The organism is Rhizorhabdus argentea, from assembly GCF_037861105.1.
In the GTDB taxonomy this organism is placed as follows: Bacteria; Pseudomonadota; Alphaproteobacteria; order Sphingomonadales; family Sphingomonadaceae; genus Rhizorhabdus; species Rhizorhabdus argentea.
This window is the reverse complement of sequence record NZ_JBANFK010000006.1, coordinates 1-22,756: the sequence shown is the minus strand read 5'-3', so window position 1 is coordinate 22,756 and position 22,756 is coordinate 1. Positions and strand designations below refer to the sequence as shown.

Sequence of the window (22,756 nt, the reverse complement as noted above, 5' to 3'; positions counted from 1 at the left end):
CGGCACAGACCGCCGTGAAGCGGTCACGGTGCCAACGTGCTGGCCAGACTCCTTTTTACCACCTTGCCGCTACTGTTCTTTGGTAGGCTATCGACGAAGATGTAGCGCTTTGGGCGTTTGAAACGGGCAATCTGAGCCAGGCAGTGCTGATCGAGTTCGGCTTCGCTTAACTGGCTACCATGTTCCCTGACAATGAATGCGACAACGATCTCCCCCCACTCGGCGTCGATTTGCCCGATGGCGCAAGCTTCACGGACATCGGGATGGGTCAGTAAGGCGTCCTCGACTTCGCGGGGGTAAATATTTGACCCGCCCGATATGATTACGTCCTTCGATCTGTCTTTGAGAGTGAGCTTGCCGTCCGCATCAAGGGAACCAACGTCGCCCGTGTATAGCCAGCCATTTCTCAAGGCGGCGGATGTCGCGCCAGGGTTGTTCCAGTACCCTTTCATAATGACGTCTCCCCTGCATACGATCTCGCCGATTTCACGGGATGGCAGTGCTTCGCCACGATCATCTACGACCGCCACTTTGACGCCGGAACGAGGCCATCCCACAGACGTCAGCAGCGCGTCATCTGCCCCTTCGTAATCGCTGGTTCGGAGGCCGGCGATAGTCATTGGTGCTTCTCCCTGGCCGTACAACTGGGAGAAAATGGGGCCGAAGGTCGAAATCGATCGCTTGATCTCGTCGAGGTACATCGGTCCGCCACCGTAAATGATGTGGCGGAGCCCTTCCGCCTTTGAGCCGCTTTCCTCGACCGTGAGCCGCAACCGTTGCACCATGGTAGGCGCGAGAAACATTCCTACCCGCTTATGATGTGCGCAGATTTTCAGGACCTCCCTGGGATCGAATGCGCCCGAAGCAGGGATCAGCTGCCGCGCTGCGCGTGCCACATAGGGGAGGATATACAATCCCGAGCCATGGGACATAGGAGCGGCGTGGAGAATGGAATCGCGGAAGCTCAAGGCTTCGAAGTCCGCCAGATGCGCGATGGTCATCGCCATAAGATTGCGGTGCGAAAGCATGGCGCCTTTGGAGCGCCCTGTCGTGCCGCTCGTATAGAAGAGCCAAGCGATGTCCTCCGGGTCGACAATTGCCGGATCGGTAGAGTCCCCCTGGATCAACCCATTGTAACCGCTCGCCCCGATGCAGATGAGGCGCAGCTCAGGCGCGGCCAATCGAACAATCTCCTCGAGTTCTCGCAGATGATTGGTATCGATGAACAAGACCGTGGCGGCGCAGTCGGTCAGAATATCGGTGGCTTCGCGAGGATGAAGCTTTGCATTGATTGGTACGGCGACCAACCCTGCTGCCCAGACCGCAAACAAAATTTCGATATATTCGGGGCAATTATCTGCAATAATAGCTACCCGCGCGGTTGGTTGACAGCTCTCCTTCAGCGCTTGCGCCAGAGCTAGAGAGCGGCTCCGCAGTTCGGCCCAACTGCAATGTCGTTCATAACCAGAAAATATGGCAGGCTCGGTGGGATAGCGGCTGGCACCAAAATCAAGCAGCGAAAATATGTTCATCCGATCCGTGCTCCGACACTGCAGCCATCATTAGTGAACTGGACGGGCGCATCCTAAAGGGCGCAGAGCTTGCTGCGTATCCCCTCGGAGTCATACTCACAGAACTGACGCGTCGTCTCTGCTTGAGGGGACAGCCAGACCTTCGGTGGCGAGCTAGAAGCCGATCAGCACAATCGTGAACTCGTTGGGAGGTGATCCGGTATGGACCCAATTTCGGATCTAGGCCGTTTGTTGCTCAAGCCGGAGAATCCGGGGCTTACCCCGTTGATGCTCAATCACGCCGCTTGGGTCACGCATGACGTTGAGGCCACGGCCCAATTCTACACTTTCATCATGGGAATGGAGCTGGCCAGCACGGTCTATGATGATCAGGTACCATCGACCGGCGACGCCTTTCCCTATTTCCACATCTTCTTCCGGATGCAGGACGGATCGACGATCGCATTTTTTGAAGCGCCCGGTCTTCCGGCCCGCTCTCCCGTGGCGCATCCCGCATACGAAATCTTCGATCACATCGCGCTGGAAGCCAAGGATCGCGACGAAGTCATGCGCTGGTATGAATGGCTTCGGAGTAACGACATTCCGGTAATCGGCCCGACGGATCACAAGGGGCTCATCTTCAGCATCTATTTTCACGATCCAAATGGTATTCGCCTTGAGATCACTACGCCGCTGGACCGGGAGTGGAACCGCCATGGTGAACAGGGGCGCGCCGATCTCAAGATGTGGTGCGATGCCAAGAAGGCGGCGCAGGCTGAGGGGCGGGACGTTTCGGAGGCGTTGGTCGAATTGATCCGCAACGAGCGGCAGCGGTACGAGGAGCCGGGCTCAGAAGGAAAATGAGCGAGGCTGATGTCATTGTGGTCGGGTCGGGCCCCGCCGGCCTGACCGCGGCGATCGCGGCAGCCTTGGCGGGAAGTCGTGTTCTCGTTCTCGAGAAAACAGATTTGCTGGGTGGCACAGGGGCCTGGTCAGGCGGGGCTGCGTGGGTGCCCTGCAATCCCCTCATGGATGCTGATGGCGTTCCCGACAGTTTTGACGCGGCCCAAGCATATATTCGGGCAGTCGCTGGGAATCTGCCGGATGAGCGGATGATTGCAACCTTTCTCGAGCAGGGGCCGAAGGTGGTCGCACATCTCGAGACTCGAACGACTGCGGTTCGGTTCTCGAGCTATGGCGGATCGGATTATCATCCGGAACTAGCCGGCGCGACCCCCCGAGCTCGGAGCCTGCTCCCGCTGCCCTATGATGGACGCGAACTGGGATCGTTCTTGAAACTGATGCGCGGGCCAATGCCCGAGCTGACCGTTTTTGGTGGCATGCAGGTCGACGCTGCAGAAGCTGTCGACCTTCAATATTCCTGGAAGCGGTGGCGTTCATTCAAGGTCGCCACGAGGCTTATGGCGCGCTATGCCATTGATTTATTGCGGTATCGCCGAGGCACCCGCATGATCCGCGGGCAGGCGCTCATCGCGCGATTATTGCGGTCCGCAATCGATCTGGGCGTGGAGTTTCAGACATCGTCCAAGGTAGAGGAGCTTCTGTACGTCAAGGGCCGCGTGGTTGGCGTGCGGGCGCGCCGATCATCGTCGCTGGTAGACGTCAAGGTCGTCAGAGGCGTCGTCCTGGCCACTGGGGGTTTTTCCGCCAATCCGGCTCTTGTTGAGCGACACTTTCCGTTTCCTGACAAGCATCTCCGCGTGATGCCATCCGCCAACATGGGCGAAGGCCTTCAAATGGCTCAGGCCGTTGGCGCTACAATGGATCAGGAGAATGCCGATAACGGCATTTGGATGCCCGCCTCGAGCCATCGATTCCCCAGCGGAAAAATCGCCCGATATCCCCATTTTGCTTTCGATCGATGCAAGCCGGGCGCGCTGATTGTCGACAAGTCGGGCGAACGCTTTGTAAATGAGGCAGCGCCCTATCACGTCCTGGTCCGGGCCATGCACGCGCGGGGAGCCGTCCCCGCCTGGTTGATCGGAGACAAGCGCTTCCTCCGGAAATACGGCATGGGGATCGCTCGACCCTTTCCTTATCCGTACCGTAAGTTTGTCCGGCAAGGCTATTTGATCGAGGGTGCCACTTTAACTGAACTGGCTGCGAAGCTGTCGATCAACCACCAAGGTTTGCTCGATACGGTTGCGCGCATGAATCGCTTCGCAATGAGTGGCGTGGATGAGGATTTCGGCAAAGGGGGGGACATGTTCACACGCGCTTTGGGCGACCAGGAGCATGGTCTAAATCCGTGCCTGGGGTCTATTGATCGCAGCGGACCATTCTTTGCATTAGCCCTATATCCCTCGGATTGCGGCAGCACATTGGGGCTTCGCACAAACGAGAACGCGCAGGTGCTGGGGCGTTCTGGACAACCAATCGAAGGGCTCTACGCCTGCGGCCTGGATATGAACTCCGTGCTTCGCGGTAATTATCCCGGGGCGGGAACGATGATCGGCCCTGCGATTACCTTTGGCTATCTGGCCGGCAGCCATGCTGCGTCCCTGTGGGAATCGCCCCAAAGTGCGGACGAGCGGGCATGATCCACGAGATCCGCGTTTACACGATCATACAGGGTCGAGAAGAGGTGGAGATCGAGCGGTTCGAAAAGCATATGCCGGCCTTGTTCGAGCGGCACGCCATTGATTGTGTTGGATGCTGGACAGGTTCGGCCGGAGCTGCAGGACCGACCTTTGTGTATGCCATGGCCTATGAAAGTCTGGCTCAGCGAGAAGAACATTGGGCGGCATTTTATCGAGATGCCGACTGGCACCATGTCAGAGCGACAACGCAAGGAGATGAGGAATGTGTCGAGCGGTTCGACATCCACCTCGTGCGGTCGAATGCCGCCTGGATGCCCGGGCCTTCGACAGTCCAACTGGATCATATCCCTGGAAGTCACGATCTTGTTTTTGCTGAAGTCGCAGTAGGCCAAGCCACTGCCGCAAATGCCTTTCTCCAAAACGCCTTTCTGCCGGCGATCGGGCGAGCTGGCGGGAAGGTTCTGCTGGTGTCGGATTGTATTACGGGATCGCGCCTGCCGAAGTTGGCGATGATGTTCGCCTGGCCAGACGCGATCGCTCGGAACCGGGGATGGCGACAATTGCGTGAGGATGCGGAGTTGCGCGATGCGAGGGCAACCGAGCGCCGCATGCTGGGCAGGCCTGCGATTGGACCTATGGATCTGTGGATGCTCGATCCCTTGCCTTTCCGCTCAGCGGGCACCTCCTTAAACGCTTGAGGAACAATGATGTCGAAATTGATGAGGGCAGGGGCCACGACCGGACGTGCTGTTGCGCTTGCCGATTTTCCGGTTCCGGCTCGGCACTCATAGCCGAGACGAAGTGCGCGTTATCGTTCGCCGCGTTATTCAGGACCTTGGCCGTCTGTGCAGAGTGACTCGATCACCTTGTCGAGCGCGGAGCGATTTTCGCTAGCGGAGGCCTGACAGGCCGACATAGCTTATGCCGGCTAAGAAGCATTTCGGCAAAATTGTTCCGAGTTCTAGCCCTCTGGCGGGAAAAGGATGGTCTTGGCGTAGAGGGTATCCATATACTCCTTGACCTCGGAAATTTTACCATCCCTGATCTTGAACAAGAAATGGTAGAGATTGTTGTAGGGCAGGGCGGCAGGTGTGGCGCCGTGACCCTTTGCTTCCATGGCAACGCAATCGTCTTCAGCTACCATCCCAACGATCTCCAGACGGAAAGAATTCTTGACCTTGGCAGCTACGGCCCGAGACGTAGCCGCATACTCGATCTTGTTGCGGGCACCAGCATAGGGAAATAGATCCCCTCCTGTCGTCCACCAGACGACATCGTCGTGCATCATCTCCAAGCGGCCTTCGATGTCGCCTTTTTCATAAGACGCTACGAAGCGCCGGATAAGATCCTTGTTCTCGCCTGCCGTCACCTTTTATTTCCTTCCGGAACGTCGCGCTGAGCGCTGCGGCTGAACGCAACTGAAAGTCCCCGCTCGAATAGACGAGCCTCGGCTCGGGACGGTGCCGCGGAATCGGCTGGTTGCAGGCTCTTCCTCGCGAAGGTCCCTGTCAATGGAGACTTACCACGGGACAGCCCGCGGCTAAGGTCGATTCACTGGTTCCAAGGTGGAGAGAGTGATGCCGGTAAGGCAAGCGGTTCAGGAAGTGCTCATTCCAAATTCGCAGCACAGCGATTGGCTATCTAAGGAACAGCTGAACTCGATCACGCCAGAGATCCTCGTTGAGCGCATGAAGGCCTTGGCACCGCTGGTCGCGGACAATGCCCGAGAAGCAGAGCGACTGCGCCGGCCCGTTGACGATGTCTGGTCTGCGATCCGTAAGACGGGCGTTCTCTACCATTTCGTTCCCAAGAAATATGGCGGCCTCGAGTTCGACATTGGGACGTTTATCGATGCCGTGCTGCCAGTTGCCGAGGGCTGCGCCTCGACTGCCTGGGTAACGGCGTTCTGCATGGAACATAATTACCTGCTCGCCAATTTTCCCGAAGAGGCGCAGGAGGAGATCTTCAGCCAATTTCCATACATTACCGCGCCTGGGACGCTTTATCCTCCCGGTAATGCCGTTGCTGCGCAGGGGGGCTACCGCCTGACCGGGCGCTGGAAATGGGGAACCGGTGTGATGCATTCCGACTGGATAATGGTCGGAGCTATGGCTGCGCAGGAAGGGGGCGACCCCGAACTGCGGTTCTTCCTCATGCCGACCAGCGAGGTAGCAGTCCTTGATACCTGGTACGTCGATGGAATGGTGGGAACTGGAAGCAACGACATTCTAATCAACAATCTGTTCGTTCCCGAACATCGCACGCTAGCAGTAGCGGCTTTGCGCTCTGGAACGGCTTGGGGCCCCAAGCTTCATGGAAGTTGGATATTCCAGGTATCTATGCCCGTGCTGCTCGCCCTCACAGCGGCGATCGCTTCGCTCGGCGGAGCGCGTCGGTCCGTCCGATATTTGGAGGAGCGGCTCGTCGGCGGTGATCCAAAGCTTACGGAACGGCCAGCGGCACATATGAGGTTGGGAACAGCTCGCCTCGAAACGCATTCGGCTGAATCTATCATGCGTGCTGTAGGCCACCGCGTCGAAGCTATCGCGAAGAGTGGCGTGCCGGCGACTTTGGCCCAGCGGGTCGAGATGCGGGCGCAAATCTGTTATGCGGTGGAACTGTGCCGGACCGCCGTCCGGCGTATCAGCGAAATCGCAGGGTCCGGATCCCATTCGCTGGACAACCCGGTGCAGCGGTTTGCACGGGACCTCAATGTCATCTCAACCCATGCTCTCCTTGAATGGGACGGAGCCTCGGAAGCCTATGGGCGCTCATTGATCGGATTGGCTCCCAACTCGATGGTCGACGGCAAATAGCCTTCGCTGCGGAGGGCATCCGCTCAACTGGCCGAAAATTGCCCGGGGAGAGATCGTTGACCGCCGGATATGATATCGAATTCGAATGGATCCACGTTGCTTACCAAGAGCAGTCGGCGTTTGTTGAGACATACGGCTTTTCCGGCAACCAGGGCGCTATCAACCTCGAAGGCGTTCTGATCCGGCCAAAGGGTAAATCTTCGAGCACGTTGCTGATTTTCATGCATCCGGCATCGACGCTGCAACTGTTGCCGGTTCCGCGTGAAGCGGCTCGAAACGGAGCACATGTTCTGTGCGCCGGCAGCCGGTACGCGCGCAACGACACAGCGTGCATACTGGAAAAGGTGCTGCTCGATCTCGGAGCTTACATCCGCCATGCCAAGCAGGTTCTGGGGTACGAAAAGATCGTCCTGGTGGGTTGGAGTGGCGGAGGCTCGCTCTCTCTCATGTATCAAGCGCAGGCGGAGAACCCCTCTATCACCACAACGCCTGCGGGAGATCCCATAGACATTGCGGCAGCAGGGCTTCTCCCCGCGGAGGCCGTGATCTTCCAGGCGGCACATATTTCGCGAGCGCGTCTCCTGATCGACATCATCGATCCTTCGGTCCGGGATGAGCAGGATCCGGACATCCGGGATGGGTGGCTCGACATCTACAATCCCAAGAACCCCAACCAGCCGCCTTACAGCCGGGACTTCATGCTTGAGTATCGAGCTGCACAACTCGAGCGGGTCCGACGGATCACATCCTGGGTGAAAACGCGGCTGGAAACCTTGAAAGAGGCGAACGGCCTGGAGTTGGAGCGTGGTTTTGTGACCCATCGCACCTTGGCGGACCCTCGCTTTCTCGATCCGCGATTGGATCCGAATGATCGGACGGTCGGCTGGTGCTACTTGGGCCATCCCGAAACTGCCAATTCGGGCCCTGTCGGCTTGGCACGCTTTTCGACCTTGCGCGCCTGGCTATCCCAGTGGTCGATCGATGACACAAATGCGGACGGCCTGAATTGCGCAGCCAACATAAGTGTCCCGCTCCTCGTCATCGAAAATTCTGCTGATGATGCTGTACCGCAGGATCACTGCCCGAGCGTTTTCAAGGCGGCTGGGTCGGAGGATAAGACCTACGAAGTCATTAGGGGGGCAACCCACTATTACGCGGGGCAGCCGGAACTTCTACGCCGAGCGACAGAGGAAACGCTCGGGTGGCTCAGCGCGCGAAGGCTTATCTCTTAGTCGTTCTTTAGTGTTGCATATGATTGACGGGATCTCTCCAGTGACCTCCGCAAGACGGATCAGGTCAAGAGAATCAGGAGGACACAAGATTTTGTGACCATCTCGGCGGGTATCCGACCTCATATATTTTGCGAAGGGCCAAACCATGCTTGTGCAGGACCAGAATTACGTCGGCAATAGCGTTCAGAACCCCTCATTCGGTTGGACCAGCCTATCGCATGTTCCCGATGACGTGGAGTTGCGCCCGGTAGAGCTAAGCGCTGAGGATCGCGCCCCGTCACGCGGGCTGCTGTACCTGCCGAAAGGTCGGAAGCCAAAGGTGGGTATCCATATGATGCACCCTCGGGCAGACCAATCGACGAACTACAATATCATTCCGCTTGTCCGGGCGGGTTGTGCAGCGCTGGGCCGATCCAGTAGATGGCCGAACAACGACAGCGCCACGACGCACGAGCATCTCCTTCTCGACATGGCTGCGGGTATTCGACGCCTGAAGGAGGCTGGCTGCGAAAAAATTGTGTTGGTCGGCAACAGCGGAGGCGGGACGCTGGCGGCATTCTACCAGGAACAAGCAAGTGCGGCCCCTGGTCAACGTTTGCGGGCGACGCCGGCGGGCGACCCGCTCGACCTGAATGATTTCGATTTGCCGGTGGCAGATGGCCTCGCGATCATCGGAGGGCATATCGGCCAAGGCGGGGTCATGCGGAAGCTCATCGACGCCGCGGTCGTCGACGAGGGAGATCCGCTGGCGACCGATGCCAGACTAGACATGTACGATGCACGGAACGGCTTCGTGCTCCCGCCCGCATCGAGTCATTACGGCGCCGATTTTCTGGCTCGCTACGATGCTGCGCAAGCTGAGAGAGTGAGTCGAATCGACGCGCGCGCCTTGTCTCTGATCGAGCGAAGCCATGAGGCCGCTGCTTTGGCCAGGAAGCTGGGTGACGGCGCCTCTCTCGCCCAGAAGCGAGCGGCTCAGATCGAGCAGGTCATGGTCATATACAGGACTACGGCATGTCCTGCCTTCGTCGACACCGGCATCGAAGCCGACGGCCGGAACGTGATGAGCTACTTCACGGGCAAACCGCATGAAGAGAATTACAGGGCCAGTGGTTTCGCGCGATATATTACGCCGAGGGCGTGGTTGAGTACCTGGAGTGTAAACTATTCAAAGGCATGCACGGTTCGCAACCTGAAGAACCAGACGGCGCCGCTTTTGATAGTTCATTATGCCGGTGATTGCGGAACCCGGTTGAGTGAAGTCGAAGAGATGTACGCCATGGCGGCCGCGTCGGACAAAACCCTGAAGATCGTCGAGGGTATTGATCATTACGGGCTCAAGATAATGCCGGACGGCCAGCCAGGCCCCCGCATGTGGGAAGGGACCGCAATGGTCGTCGATTGGGTTCGTGACCGGTTCGGCATCGACTAGGCGTCCAGGTCAAAGTTCGGGATCGTCAGCGAACCGTCCGTCGGACGTCCATATTCTGAACTGACGGATCACTTGTAACAGGGCGAGATCCCGTGGCTTTGTTCGGCCGAGCGGCATTATCCAGGAATGACCGGTGTCTACTGAGATGGGGACAGCATTGCGACCCAGATGACATCATTGAGATTGTAGCACATCACGTTGGGTTTCTATGTCGTTTTCTACGGATATTCAGTGAGTGTACCGGGCGTTTGTACGAAAAATCTCCTGGCCTTTTCTACTTAGCACGGTGATCTGTTCAATATCTGCCGTGAGAAAGGACAATCTGGAGGACGCCGAAATAATCGGTTGCCGCGCTTTGCGTGGCGTCAACTGCAGCGGCTGCTGTCTGGGAGAGGTAGATGAACTTTAGGGTTTTCAGCAGTTCGGCAATACTGCTTTGCACGAACGCGCTTGTTGCATCCGCTTGGGCGCAAGCCGTCCCTGCAAGCACAGAGACGCCTGAGGCTGCCATCCCGAGAGATGATGCTGGCGCCGAAATTATCGTCACCGCAAGAAAGCGCAACGAGACCAGTATCCAGGTGCCGGTCTCCATGTTGGCGTTGGGGCGCGAGCAACTGGAAAGATATGGGGCGTCCGATCTGCTCACCCTGAGCAGCCAGACGCCCGGTCTCGTCGTGACGAGCGCCAATTCTGGCTCTGGCGGCGGTGTGGCAGTCCGAGGCGTCACGACCGGACTGAACAACCCGTCCACGGATCAGGCCGTTTCGTTTGTCATAGATTCCGTTCCGGTGGGCACTGGCCACTTCGTTCGCCTCGGCCTGATCGATCTTCAGCAGATGGAAGTCTTGAAAGGTCCGCAGGCGCTATTCTTTGGGAAGAACAGCCCTGGCGGCATTATATCGATGCGAAGCGCCGATCCGGGAGCGAAGACGGAGTTTGGAGCCAAGGTCGACTATGAGTTCGAGGCGCGGGAGAAGACGGCCCAATTTATCGCTTCCGGCCCCATCACCGATGAGTTGGGTGTCCGGGCCGTGGTCGCGTACCGCGACATGGAAGGGTATATCGTCAACAAATCGCCGCTCGTTCCCAATCTCGCGTTTGAGCCTAGTCGGCGCCGGAATCCGGCCGCCAACGAGATTTTTGTCCGGGGCACCGCACTCTATCGCCCCTCGTCCGATCTCTTGGTTCGGGCGAAATATTCCTACAATCGTCTCAAGGGATCTTCGACGCTGGCCATGAACCAGCGCATCTATTGCCCGAGAGGTGCGCCGCAAGTCGTCGGTCTCCCTGTCGCCGTCGACGATTGCAAGCCAGACTTCGTCAATTATGTCGCTGACCCAAGCCCTAACATCGTCGCTCAATTTCCGGGTTCGCTGCGCCGCAACGGGCTGGGATCGCGCCAGCACCTGGGCGGCCTTGAGATTAACTACAATGTGGCACCGCAGATCGCCTTCACATCGGTTTCCGGTATTTACGATTTGAAGGAGCGCAACATCGGCGATGCCACGTATATGCCGGTTGCGCTTGCGATGGTGAATCCGCAGTCCAAGCGTAGAGAGCTTTCCCAGGAAATTCGCCTCGTTACGTCTCGCTCGGATTGGCCGGTCAACTTCACGATTGGCGCCTTCTACCAAGACCTGAAGTACTATAATAGAATAGATATCATCCTCGACAACTTTGCGTTGGGAGCCGCGCCCGCTCCCGGGACCGGAAGGTTGACGGCAAACAGCGAGTTTCGGATCAACGGCACGGCCTACTCATTCTTTGGTCAGGGGCTTTGGGCTATCACTCCGCAACTCGAACTGGCGGGCGGTGCTCGCTGGAGCAAGGAAAAGAAGAAGCTCAGCCCGTTCCAGCGCGGTATTCTGCTGGCCACGGCGAAGCCGAACGTCTCCTTCGACAATCTCTCTCCTGAAGTTACCCTTTCGTGGCGCCCCGACAGGCAGCTCAACATTTTCGGCGCTTTCCGGAATGGCTTCCGCTCGGGAGGCTTCAACACCGCAAATACGGGCGGCACTCCAAATCTTGATTTGTCATACCGCCCCGAAAAAGCGCGTGGTTTCGAAGCGGGTATCAAGGGCGTGCGCGGTGCGTTCCGATTTGGCCTGACCGGGTACACCTACAGATATTCCGATCTGCAGGTCTCGGCCTTTAATCCGGTCACTCTCGTCCAGAATGTTTCCAACGCTGGCGCAGCGCGGATCAAGGGAATCGAGGCCGAACTTGGTTATCGTCCCAGCGAACTGCCAGGCTTCGAGATCCACGGCAGCGCCAACTACAACAAGGCGCGCTACACGTTCTTTATCGCCGATTGCTTCACCGGTCAGACTATCGCCGAGGGCTGCAATCTTGTTCCCAAGGCCACCGGTCAATTTCAAAAACAGGATCTAAAGGGCAGGCCGCTGCGGCTCGCCCCGACGTGGACGGGTGCGGCCGGGTTCTCTTATTCAACGGATCTGCCCGGAGGTAAGGGGCTGACTATAACAGCTGACGCGAATTACAACTCGGGCTACTGGACCAACCTGTCGCTCGCGGCGGGCAGCCACCAGGATGACTATGTGACGCTCAGCGCTAGCGCGCGTCTCCGTCTGGCCGAGGATCGTTTCGAACTCGCCCTGATCGGAGAGAATTTGACCAATCAGGCCGTATTCACGGACGCCAATGGCGTATCACTTACGGGTGTCGCTGCTCGTACCGGTACGGCGACGGCGGGTGGCCAGGCGGATTTGGCGGCACCTGTGCTGCGCGGTCGGCAAATTCGTCTACAGGGGGTGCTCAAGTTCTAACAGAAGGCCGGGCGGTTCGCCCATCACCGAGAAGCCATTCGAAAGAAGGACCATCCACTTGAGCAGGAGCCGGACGTTGTATCCGGCTGCGGCAAGATGGCGTTTGCGGCATCACCGGATTGATGGGCGAGATAGTTGCGGCCCGCTGGGCTCGGCCTTGAGCAGGCCGATGAAGGGTTCGACGGCGGATCGTCGTCGCAACTCGCGCTTGATGGTCTGGTTGACGCGCGCTTCCGGTCTGAGGTGAAGACCGGAAGCGATACCTCGGGGGCGTTGTGGCCGCGGTAGCCGGCATCGGCGACGATCCGGGCGTGCCCGGCGCCGATCTGCGCCTCGCCGGCGGGAATGACCTTGACGATGCTATGGCCGTCGCCGGGGGACAGGCTGCGGATTGTCCGGCAGCGCTGCGACCTGGGCGACGAACTGGCCGCCCTTGCAGCGGCCATTAGGTTGGTCACGCCGACCTAAACGCCCAACTCATAGGGCACACCCGCCTTGCCTTTGCCGATGCATTCGACCTCGGGTTGCCCCAAGCGGATGCTGCCATGAACCATGGCGAGCCGCACAGCCGCTCGAGCGCCAGCTGCATCCGCGGGCGTCAGTCGGAATTATCACGTTCTTGGCCTGCACCGCCGTATCGACGATGATCCCTGAAAATTCCGGCAGCCTGGCCTCTCCGGTCCGGGTAGCGACGCTCAGGCTCTCTTGGACCACCGCGATCAGCCGTTCCTCGCCCACGCGCTGGTGCCCGCGGGTCAGCTATGAACTGTCGGCGGTGGCTTGTGCTGGAAGAATTCTTCGCTTCTCGAGCCGGTGGGCACACAGGGTATCGTTCGAGATCGTCATGTGCTTGAGGATCGCCAGCCCTGCTATCCAGTCGTGTCGACGGCGGCGTTGGATGGGTTCTATCCTCCTAGATCGCCCCGAGCCGCTCTTGGAGAAAAGCTCAGGTCGATCTTCCCGGCCGTGGCGAGCGTCGCGAGGCGCCTGTCCGGATATCCTGCAGGCGCGGGCAGAAGCGAAAGTTCAGCATGGCGCAAAGGGCGAAGTATAATCGATCGCACCGCCGGTGGCGGTTATAGTGCTCGACGATCCTCAGATCGGTTCCATGGCTTGCGAGGCCGTCGAGCACATAGGGCGCCGCATGCGGCGCGACGTTGACGAGTTGCTCCTGCTAGTCGAGCTTGGCGCAGGAGAAGCTGGCTGCGTCATCGACACTGCCCTTGCCGTTGTAGCGCGCGACCTGCGGGAAGGGGCAGAGCGGACGAGTGCGCACGACTTGACCTTCCTTGTTGAACTTCGATGCGATCACCGCCGCTGGCGCGATCCCCTTCTCTACCCAGTCCTGAATTGGCTTGAGCATGTTAAACACATCGGGACCATCGCCGCCCGAGCAATGGCCTACCCCCGGCGCGACGTAGTAGCGCACAAACTCGTCTGCCGCCTCCTGTCCCATGGTCTTAACGACATCCTGGTAATATTCGGTGGCTAGGAGGGGCGAAAGCAGCGGATCGGCCTCACCCATATACATGATGAGCTTGCCACCCGCGCGCTTGAACGGCGAGAGGTCGGGATCCTGGTAGCTGAGTATCCAGCTCAGCTTTTTCATGGCATAGTCGTAGCCTTCTTCCAGATTGAGCGACTTGCCCGGATCGAAGGCCGGATTTTCATAGAGAAAGCCGGCCCAGAACTCCGCATTCGCTGACGTCCCCCAGAAACCGCCCGGAGCAAAGCTCGTCGCTCCCAAAAACACGAAGCCCTGCTCGGAACCTGGCATATAGGGATAGGCGAGCCGGTCTCCATTGCTCCTACGGATACCGGTGTAAATCTCGTCGAGAGCACTTGCCTGCCCCGGGGTCAGGCAATCCTCCCGTTCGCCGGCCTTGCAGAGGAGCCTTTTCGTGTCGACGTGACACTGACCGGCCTGGCTGATCAGGCCATCCTTCAGGCCGTCCCTTGCGTCGCACTGTTGCATCACGGCGGCATGGATGAATGGAATTTTCGCCGGCGGGATACGCGCCGCCGGATCGCGCACCTGCCGCAAGATATAGGCGGATGACGATGTTATCGAGCGGATCCAGTCGCGCGCTGCATTGCCCGCCACGATCCCGTCGTAATCCGCAGACCAGCGCTGGGCATTGACCATCCCCATCGCTCCGCCGCGCGAGCAGCCGTTCCAGTAGGAATAGTTCGGCTTTTTGCCGTAGAACTTCTCTGCAATCCGCTTTGCGCCGGTCGTCGAGACGTGGACCGCTCGATAGCCGAAATCGGCGAGTTTTTGCGGCTGCCCGGCTGCCCACATCAGCCCAGCGGGCGCGGAGCGGTGGCCGTAATCTGTCGCCATGGCGGCGTAACCCTGATCCATGGCTTTCGCCAGGCCGCTGAGCGATATGCTCCCGCCGAAGCCACCCGCCCCCACCCCATAGAAGCGGCCGTTCCAGTCCGCTGGCACCGGCAGCCATGCCTCGTAATGGATCTCCGATTGGTCAGGCTTAGCGAGCACCTCTACCCGGCAAAACGGCTTTGTGGTGGCGGGCGGCGGCGTTGCCTCTCCGCTCCCATAATCGGGTTCGAGAATCTTGAATTGGGTCTGAACCATCGTCGCGTTTGTCACGCGTGTGTCTGGCCCAAGATCGATGTCCTTGAGCGCTGCGCAGCGTCCGGCATCGCTGCCTTGCCCGCTTGGCGTAGCGGCTTGCACCGGGACGGCTGCGCCCGCCATCAAAGTCAATCCACCGACATAAAGACTGATGCGCTTCTTTGACATATCGCTCTCCTAGCAAAGCGTGTGATTAGGACTCTGGCGAATGAAAGGCGGTTTTGCCGCTCCGGTCGCGCCACGGCGTCAGGGGCTTCCGTGGCGCGCCGGGAGCTTAGCGGCTTGCGCTTTGACTTGCCTGTTTGATTGGAAGCGTGAGCGCAGACGGGTGATCCTTGTCGAAGTAGATCGTGACCTTCGGTGCTGGCGTGACGACGGGCGTATCGAAATTGCCCTTATCAGAATTTGTGATGGCAAGCCGCAACCGATAACCGGCGCGGATTCGCTGCGCCATCGGATAGAGCGCGACCTCGAGCTTCTCCACCTTACCCGGCACCAGCGGCTTCTGGTCTGCGCGCATGCTCGAATGCCAGGGGAGTCCGAATGTTTCGTACGGGGCCTGCCGTGTTGCGCGATTGGATGCCCGGATCGCCCCGTCCCCGATCAGCTCCGCTTTGCCTGACGGATCGACGGACTCGAGATAGAAAAAGAAATCCTGATCCTTGGCCGTCGACGAAATCCAGAGGTTGAGCAGCGGGTAGCCGATGATCTCGGTATCCGTCGCGAATGGCTCAGTAGCGAAGAGGACCGCGTTCGCGTCGAGCGTCGCGGTGTCGTCGGTGAGAGGGTGCGCCGGATCGCTAAACAAATTGAACCGTCCGCGGATAGCGCGCGTCGAAGCTTCGTAGTTTGCGGTATAGGTATAGCGCCCGCGGCGGGCGCTGGCGCTGGCGGCAGGCAGAAGCGCGCCGCCCGCGTCACCCGCCGCGTCGCTCCAGAGGGCAAAGCTGGTGGGCGTCACATCTGGAATGGGCCAGCGGTCGGCGGTGCGCCATTCCTGCCCGGCTGGGGATCCGCCGACGTAATAGCGGATGGGCGGCCCGTCCATCGCTCCGTTTTGGGTGCCCTTCAGCCAATAATCGAACCAGCGAAGATGTTCCGCCGACAAGTTATACTTGTCAGACGAATACCACTCACAGTGTTTCCATGGCCCAATTATCATCTTCTGGCGGATTCCGGCGCTGGCAGCTGTGCCATAGAACGCAAATGCCTGATCAGTGGCGATATCCCGCCAACCGGAGAACTGCAGTTCGCTGATGCCTGCCATGCGCATGTTGGGGATCATCGTATAATGATCGGCCAGCGGGCGGGCGAGCTTTGGATCAGTAACCGGGTCAAGGCGAAACGGCGCTGCTTCCCGCACCTTCTGCATCGATGGCGTCCCCGCAGCCCAGCCGCGCTTGTGATCCTCGGTCGCCGCCTGGAGCAGCTTGCCATCAGTATCGGTATCCACCCGCGGCCCCGCGTTCGTAACGTCAAGCCTGTACATGGTCTTCTCAACGACATCGAAGAACGCGGTCTGTGTCGCGCCGTTGACCATGAAAGCGGGAAAGCTGTCGATGACGAACGAGCTCGCCGCCATGGTCTTCATGCTGGGCGGTGCCGCGCTCGCAGCCCAAAGTTGCGTCAGACCGGGGTAAGAACACCCCATCGTTCCGACCTTGCCCGAGCTCCACGGCTGGTGCCCCCCCCATTCGACGAGATCGTACATGTCGTTGCGCTCGGTGTCGCCGAAGTTGGTCATCACCCCTTGACCGAATGAAGCGCCACGCCCGCGAATATCGGCCGAGACGATCACATAACCGTGCCGAAGCAGTTCGTTAGCAAGCGACGCGCCGGAGGAGAGGCTGAGCGTCTTAGGATCGTCGCTTGCTCGATGATAAGGTGTCGCGTGCAGTATCACCGGCAGAGGCACCGATGCCACCACACCGCGGTCGGTTGGACGGTAGATTTCTACGGCGAGCCTCGTCCCGTCGCGCATCGAGACATATTCCGATGATTTTACCCAGCCGTTATAGGTTGCCGCGCCCGGCTGATAGTCGGCGATATCGCCGGCGGTCGGACCCTGGGTAATTCCCGGTGCCGCAGACGACGCGAGCAGTACTGCCGCCATCAACATCGTCTTCTTCTTTGAGTCCGCCATTTCCATTCTCCGATCTCGCGGTCGCGGTGATAGGCCGGGGCTCACACGTGGCTGCATTTATTTGACGCTTGATGCCACGGTTCAATCAGGCGCGGTCAGTGGGAAGGTGCTTGAGCGGCCCAGCGTTATCCGCTGGGCCGCTCCAGTCCTAGGGCAGAACCCGGCGTTCGGCTGCTCTAGAAGTCATAGCGCAGCTGAAGATACCAGCTCCTTGGCTCGGAGAGCTGAGCATATTGTGTTCCGGTGAGGGTGAACGAACTGATGCCGCTGACGATGTACGTCTTATTGGTGACATTGGTCATCGAGCCAGCCGCGCTGAATCGGCTGCCCCGAATGTTTCGCCAATCAAACCGCAAATCCATTATTGTATAGCCCTTGCGGAGATAGGGATCGCTGTTCGGACCGAGCGCGCTTTGCACCGTAAGAGGAGAGGTGTCGGCCAGAACGGAGGTGTTGGTGGGATTGTCACCGCCGATGAAGCTGGATTTATGGTAGATATTCGCCGTCAGCGTGATGTCCTCATCGATCCAAGGCTTTAATAGAAGCGACGGCTGGATATTCCACATGTATTTGGAAGTATCACCATAGACGTCAGGCTTGAACTTCTTGCTAAAGCTTCCGATTGTGAGGTTTCCGCGGGCATGATCAATCACGACGGGTGTAGTTCCGGGCAGCCCGGCGCAATGCTCATACCAATAGTTGGCAGCGCACGTCGTATTGTCGATCCACTTGGAGTATTTGGCGTCAGTCAGTACGAAGCTTCCGGATAGCTGGAACCACGGCGTCGGATTGACGGAAGTCTCGAATTCAATGCCCTGGATGGTTGCGTCGGCCACGTTGCTGGTGACCGTCTGGCCGCCGCCATTGGGCAGAATCACATTGCGTTGAATGCTGCTGTACCAGTCCTTGTAGATGGCGATGTTCGTGCGGCCGCGCATGCCGCCGAGTTCCCAATCGGCCTTGGCGCCGATCTCCACATCCTTGATTTTCTCCGGCCCGAAGATGCGAAGCGGGTTATTAAGGGGAGCATTGCCGTTGATTCCGCCTCCCTTGTATCCGGTGCGGTGCGTGGCGTACAGGAACAAGCCCCGGCTGACCTGCCAGTCGGCGCCAATCGTATAGGTGTTCGCGGTAGCCGTGGGCGCCCTGGTCGTAGTGATCGGCGCGCCCGGCAGCGAATCGCGGCCCATGACCGGCAGGCTGAAATAATTGCCCTTGAAGTTGACCAGATAGCTTTGGGTCAGCGTGATGTCGGAACGGCTGCGGTCCCAGGTATGGCGGAAGCCACCGGTGACGTGCACCTCGGGCGTGATCGCGAAGGTGCCCTGGCCATAGGCGGCGTAACTCGTTGCGGAACTTCGCGCCAACGTCGTCCTGCAAATACCGTCTGGGGCCGCGGCACATGTCCCGTCGGCGGGGTTGATGGGGCCATTGATCGGATCGCCGATCACGCCGCCATAGGCCACGAGAAATCCCTGATTCGGATTCCAGTCTCGGATCGCGTTTTGGCGGTAGTAGAAGCCGGTCTGCCAATCGAGGCGATTGTCGAAAGCCTTGCCTTGCAGCTGAATTTCGTTGCGCCACTGTCGTGAGGGGAAACCGCCGCGCGTATTGTGGCGTCCAGACGTGCTGGAAGTGGTGCCGGCTGCAAAAAAGCCGCGAGTATCGAGAAGTGGGACATCCACGCCATCGATATCTGCTCCCGGGCTCGTCGACTTGCTCCAGAAAACTCCGAATATGTTCTTCAGCGTCACATTGGGCGTGATCTCCCATCGGGTCTGGTTCACGAAGCCGGTGAAGCTGCTGTGACCGCGCAAATTGTAATTATAAAAGGTCTTTCGCGGTCCTGCGAGAGTCTGCCGCGCGAGCGCGTCGGTTGCGAACTGGGCGTAGGTCTTGCCAGCCGGCGGCGCATAGCCCGCGAGAAACTCGAACGCCGCGGCCGTCGAGGGGAACGTCGCCGGCGCGAAATCACGCGCGAAAGGGTTCTGGAAGCGGGGGTCTGAATAGACGAGTGCCGCGCCATTTCCGTTGGAACGCGTGTGGCTGCCGGCGTAGACCGTGTAGTTTTCGATGGTATCTGTCGGCCGCCAGATCACGGATACCCGCCACTGCGCCTTATCGATGTTGTCAAGCTTCGTGTGTTCCGGAGTGTAGGACGGTATCCCGGTGGTGAACCCGTCGCGCTTGCGCCACTGCCCGGCGACCCGGACCATCAGCCTGTCGGGCACGATCGCACCGCCGACGGCGCCCTCGAACTGCTTATAGGAGCGGTCGCCGAGTTGCCCGCTGGCATAACCTGAAAACTCGTCGGTCGGTTTGCGCGGCTGGAAGAGGATGACGCCGCCGGTCGCCGTCTCGCCGAACAGGGTGCCCTGGGGCCCTTTCACAACCTGGAAGCTCTCGAGATCGTAGAAGGATGGCTCGAAGTTTGGCACTTCGGCAAAATAGGCTACCACCGATTGTTGGCCGGTGTTGAAGCTGGCGCCCTGTCCACGAATGGAGGGATTGAAGCAGTCTCGGCCGTAATTGCAAGTGTTGGTCGCGAGACCGGAGATTTTGTTCAGATCGTTGGGGTTGTTCACGACAAGGGCATCGAGTTTAGCGCCGCTAAGTGCTGTTACGGCAATCGGCACACTCTGCACATTCTCCGCGCGGCGCCGCGCCATGACGATAATCTCGTCGCTCGTGGCCGAAGGCGGTTCAGAGGTCCCGCGCGTGACGGCCGCCGATTGGGCATGAGCCGGGTAAAGGCTTGCCAACGTCGCCAGTGTAAACAGGCATGAATTCCTTGCTATCATGATCATCCCCTCTCGATGTGATTAGCGGCGGATCTTTTCCCTGCCGCTCGATTTAGCCAGAGACGCGGTTGCTACAGTACAAGCATCGACGTCGGGGCACGTAACCTCCCATGCAGCGCGCGCGCTGAAGCCGCTGCCTTGGATCAAAATTCTGTTCCCGCGCAGAATGATTTGAGGATCTGCGCGTAGCCGACATCCAAGGGCGGCCAGCGCGAGATTGGCGATTTCCGACTCAGGGCACCGGCTGCCGCAGAAGGTACGATACGGTTGATGTCCTTCTCCCCCTGATTGAACAAATCCCACTACGCCCGGAAAGCAGTCGTAAAACGCGACATTCAATCCGGGGCCCTCACAAACCGGAGCCGTTATCTGAATGAAGGCATTTGCGCTGCAATGCTGTCCCCGCCGCATTAGACAAGGTTGGTTTTTCGGATTGCAGCGCGTCGAAGACGAACAGGTGGCCGCACATCGTTGAGAGGCTAGCGACAACGGCAGTTTCTACGCCGCTTATAGGCCGCCGCTTCGTCCGCGTCGGCTTGGCGCCACGCGCACGCCGGTTGAAAGCCCGCGGAGCAACGGCAGGGCGGTGGCGTGGTATGATATCGGAGCTCGCGAGCCGCTTGAACCGATGTTGATCGAAAGCTCCTGCATCAACTCAGCTTGGGATGCGTCCCATGCGAATGCCTGGCTCGCCTGCGGAGCTGCGCTTCCCATTTGGACACGCAGTTCATCGCGATCCACCTGCTGCCTGCTATGATCCGCATATTCAGCGATGTCACGCGGTAGGCAAAGCAGCCCAGTGACTCCCTCAACCATTAAGGCTCTCGCACTCGGTGCCGAAATGGGAATGGAGATTCAGCCTTCTGGGCTGTTGAGCGTGAGCTGATCAAAAAGATGCTGACCCGGGTCAAAAATCCCGGATGTGCCATTCCGCGTGTTAGACCAGAATCTTCGCGCCGATGCCCGATCAGCGTGGGGGGCCTTTCGGCGAGGGGCGTGAACGGATTTGTGAACTTGGTCCAGAGAGGCCAAAGGAGTTATGGACGCAAAATGATGGATTATTCTTTCCGGAGGAGCTTACCCTGAGCTCAGCCCAAGAGCCGCGCCAAGGCCGTTCAGTCACCGACTGCTAAGCCTGGCGCGGACGCATCTGGCCGTAATTACGGGCCGCGTTACGTATCCACCGGGCAATTCGGATGCGGCAAAGCCAAGCACTGATGGAATAACCACACTGAAGGCGTCGGCAGCCTTCCTCCCGGCGTGAGGTCAGATCACGGCCCACCAAATTATAGATATCCTGCACCACGCTGAACGCAGCGTCCTTGAAAGGTGAATAGATTTGAACGTGTCAGCCGTCAGGTCGCAGGTGGCGGCAAAACCGGCAGCAGGTCGATGAATGAACGCACTGGACGCGTTCCGTCCCATTCGGCCGCGACGGCTTCCGCTTTCTTGAAAAAATCGCCGAACACGCTCTCCACGTTCAACTGCGACAGGATCGCGTCGGGACGATTTTTCGGTCCAAGGTAGGTTTCCATCAGGTTGCCATCAGCAGTGTAAAGTTCCATGACGATATCAAAATCCCCGCCGCGTGACTTGGCCTGGGCGAGGGCCGCATCGTAATCATCGCAGAAATAGGCGAGGTGATGCATGCCGCCCTCAGGATGTTCCGCCAGGAAATCACTGTAGGGAGACGGCGTGTTGTCAAGCGGTTGGAGATATTCGTACATCATCGAGCCCGAATAGGCGATGGCTATGGAAACCGGAACTTCGCGACGCTGACCGCGATAGCGCATGCGCAGGATCAGATTCGGATCGACAAAGAAGGGGCCGATGCCGACCTCAACGCAGCGATGGATCTGTTCGTCGATATTGCGAACAACGAATGCAGTCTGCATTGCGGAGCCGAAAAATCTGCTCATAACTTACTCTCTCTCTTTACCATTCAGGTTTTCTTTTTGCCGCGCAATTGGCCGGAGGCTGTTATCAGTGTTCCCGCTCCATATGGGCCCTGCAAGAACTGCCTCCGATCATCATAACGAGGCATCGCCGTGGCTATCTGCGAAGGTGTAATTCCTTCAGCGGTCGCCACTCGTCAACGGTAGAGGTCGATCTGTTTGACAAAGTGGACCGAGTGTCAAAGCTGCGAGATTGCATCGGTGCGGTCGCAACTCCAAAACAACATAGCGAAAGGAGCACCTGGGGCGCGACAGCGTGAGGCCTCGCAACCACAATAGCGATCGGGCTGACCGGAAATGCGGAATTTCAGACGTGGAATCAGAGGCTCGATGTGAAACAACCCGTTCTGTTGAGTGGCGGTAACAGCGACCTTGGCGGTGTCATTGTCTGTGCAGCGACCGATGGGCAGGGTCCCCTCGAGACCATTCCTCTCGCCGCGGCACGAGCGGCACTGGAGATAAACGCCTTGGCCTGCCTTGCGGTGTATCAAGCAAGCATGCCGGCCCTTCGACGACAGCATGGCCGGTTGGTCCTCGTCAGTTCCACCAGCGACCGGATCACTCTACCCTTTCTGAGAGTGTATGGAATTCGTCGCCCTTTCGGAAGGAGCGGACTGGTCGCAGATGAGCTCTGCCGCGCAGGTCGCCGAAAAGATCGGCGCGGCTTATCGAGATCCCGATCCAGAACCGCGTTACCTTCTCGGGGCGGATGCAGAGTACCCCATAGCGGAACGCAAGGCCCGGCCCGACCGGGAGATGGACGCTCTCGCCACGGAAATATATGGAATGGCGCCGGCCCCAATCGGGTGACGACCAACTGCTACTCGATAATAATAAGACTTGAGGACAATGACATGCTTGTGCCGCAATCCTTCAATGACCTGACCCCCGAGACGCTGACCAATATTGTCCAGACCGCG

At 58.9% G+C, this 22,756-nt stretch carries 13 protein-coding genes and 2 pseudogenes; 7 read left to right on the top strand and 8 right to left on the bottom strand.

Translation table 11 applies throughout. The features are described 5' to 3' along the window. Positions 1-23: 23 nt before the first annotated feature. A complete protein-coding gene (locus tag AAC645_RS07270) occupies positions 24-1,532 on the bottom strand; it encodes an AMP-binding protein (protein WP_340314919.1) in 1,509 nt (502 codons plus the stop codon). Positions 1,533-1,733: 201 nt separating this feature from the next. Between AAC645_RS07270 and AAC645_RS07265 the strand changes: the two genes are divergently transcribed. Genes AAC645_RS07265 through AAC645_RS07255 form a run of 3 tightly spaced genes read left to right on the top strand, consistent with a single transcriptional unit; the run spans position 1,734 to position 4,770 of the window. Further along, the gene (locus AAC645_RS07265; protein ID WP_340314918.1) at positions 1,734-2,375 is read left to right on the top strand and encodes a VOC family protein; all 642 of its coding nucleotides are present in this window, start codon (positions 1,734-1,736) and stop codon (positions 2,373-2,375) included. Further along, positions 2,372-4,072, top strand: a complete 1,701-nt coding sequence (locus AAC645_RS07260) for an FAD-dependent oxidoreductase (RefSeq protein ID WP_340314917.1) — start codon at positions 2,372-2,374, stop codon at positions 4,070-4,072. Before AAC645_RS07265 ends, AAC645_RS07260 begins: the two co-directional genes overlap by 4 nt. After that, entirely contained in the window at positions 4,069-4,770 is a 702-nt protein-coding gene (locus tag AAC645_RS07255; protein WP_340314915.1) for an NIPSNAP family protein, read from the top strand. The genes AAC645_RS07260 and AAC645_RS07255 overlap by 4 nt, the downstream gene beginning before the upstream one ends. A 263-nt stretch (positions 4,771-5,033) precedes the next feature. Here the strand turns inward: AAC645_RS07255 and AAC645_RS07250 are convergent, their stop codons facing one another. Next, complete coding sequence (locus AAC645_RS07250; RefSeq protein WP_340314914.1) at positions 5,034-5,441, bottom strand: nuclear transport factor 2 family protein; 408 nt, start codon at positions 5,439-5,441, stop codon at positions 5,034-5,036. A gap of 208 nt (positions 5,442-5,649) precedes the next feature. On the opposite strand from AAC645_RS07250, the gene AAC645_RS07245 reads away from it, so the two are divergent. The 4 genes from AAC645_RS07245 (at position 5,650) to AAC645_RS07230 (ending at position 12,338) form a co-directional block, all read left to right on the top strand. After that, complete coding sequence (locus AAC645_RS07245) at positions 5,650-6,888, top strand: acyl-CoA dehydrogenase family protein (RefSeq protein WP_340314913.1); 1,239 nt, start codon at positions 5,650-5,652, stop codon at positions 6,886-6,888. A 56-nt stretch (positions 6,889-6,944) separates the two neighbouring features. Continuing rightward, on the top strand, positions 6,945-8,120 hold the full coding sequence (locus AAC645_RS07240) for an alpha/beta hydrolase (protein ID WP_340314911.1): 1,176 nt from the start codon (positions 6,945-6,947) through the stop codon (positions 8,118-8,120). A 145-nt stretch (positions 8,121-8,265) separates the two neighbouring features. After that, positions 8,266-9,552 carry an alpha/beta fold hydrolase gene (locus AAC645_RS07235; RefSeq protein ID WP_340314909.1) on the top strand — a complete coding sequence of 429 codons (1,287 nt, stop codon included), beginning with the start codon at positions 8,266-8,268 and terminating at the stop codon, positions 9,550-9,552. A gap of 398 nt (positions 9,553-9,950) precedes the next feature. Continuing rightward, entirely contained in the window at positions 9,951-12,338 is a 2,388-nt protein-coding gene (locus AAC645_RS07230) for a TonB-dependent receptor (RefSeq protein WP_340314908.1), read from the top strand. 968 nt (positions 12,339-13,306) lie between these two features. On the opposite strand, the pseudogene AAC645_RS07225 reads toward AAC645_RS07230, so the two are convergent. From AAC645_RS07225 to AAC645_RS07205, 6 genes and pseudogenes are all read right to left on the bottom strand, one after another. Then, positions 13,307-13,503, bottom strand: a pseudogene (locus tag AAC645_RS07225) (Tn3 family transposase); the annotation flags it as partial. Positions 13,504-13,512: 9 nt separating this feature from the next. Then, positions 13,513-15,105, bottom strand: a complete 1,593-nt coding sequence (locus tag AAC645_RS07220) for a tannase/feruloyl esterase family alpha/beta hydrolase (RefSeq protein ID WP_340314905.1) — start codon at positions 15,103-15,105, stop codon at positions 13,513-13,515. Between the two features lie 106 nt (positions 15,106-15,211). After that, positions 15,212-16,918, bottom strand: coding sequence for a CocE/NonD family hydrolase (locus AAC645_RS07215; RefSeq protein WP_340314904.1), 1,707 nt, complete (start codon positions 16,916-16,918; stop codon positions 15,212-15,214). 338 nt (positions 16,919-17,256) lie between these two features. After that, positions 17,257-19,311, bottom strand: a complete 2,055-nt coding sequence (locus AAC645_RS07210) for a TonB-dependent receptor (protein ID WP_340314903.1) — start codon at positions 19,309-19,311, stop codon at positions 17,257-17,259. 120 nt (positions 19,312-19,431) lie between these two features. Then, a pseudogene (locus tag AAC645_RS20410) lies at positions 19,432-19,749 on the bottom strand (TonB-dependent receptor plug domain-containing protein); the annotation flags it as partial. Positions 19,750-21,236: 1,487 nt separating this feature from the next. Then, entirely contained in the window at positions 21,237-21,800 is a 564-nt protein-coding gene (locus AAC645_RS07205) for a VOC family protein (protein ID WP_340314901.1), read from the bottom strand. Positions 21,801-22,756: the final 956 nt, after the last annotated feature.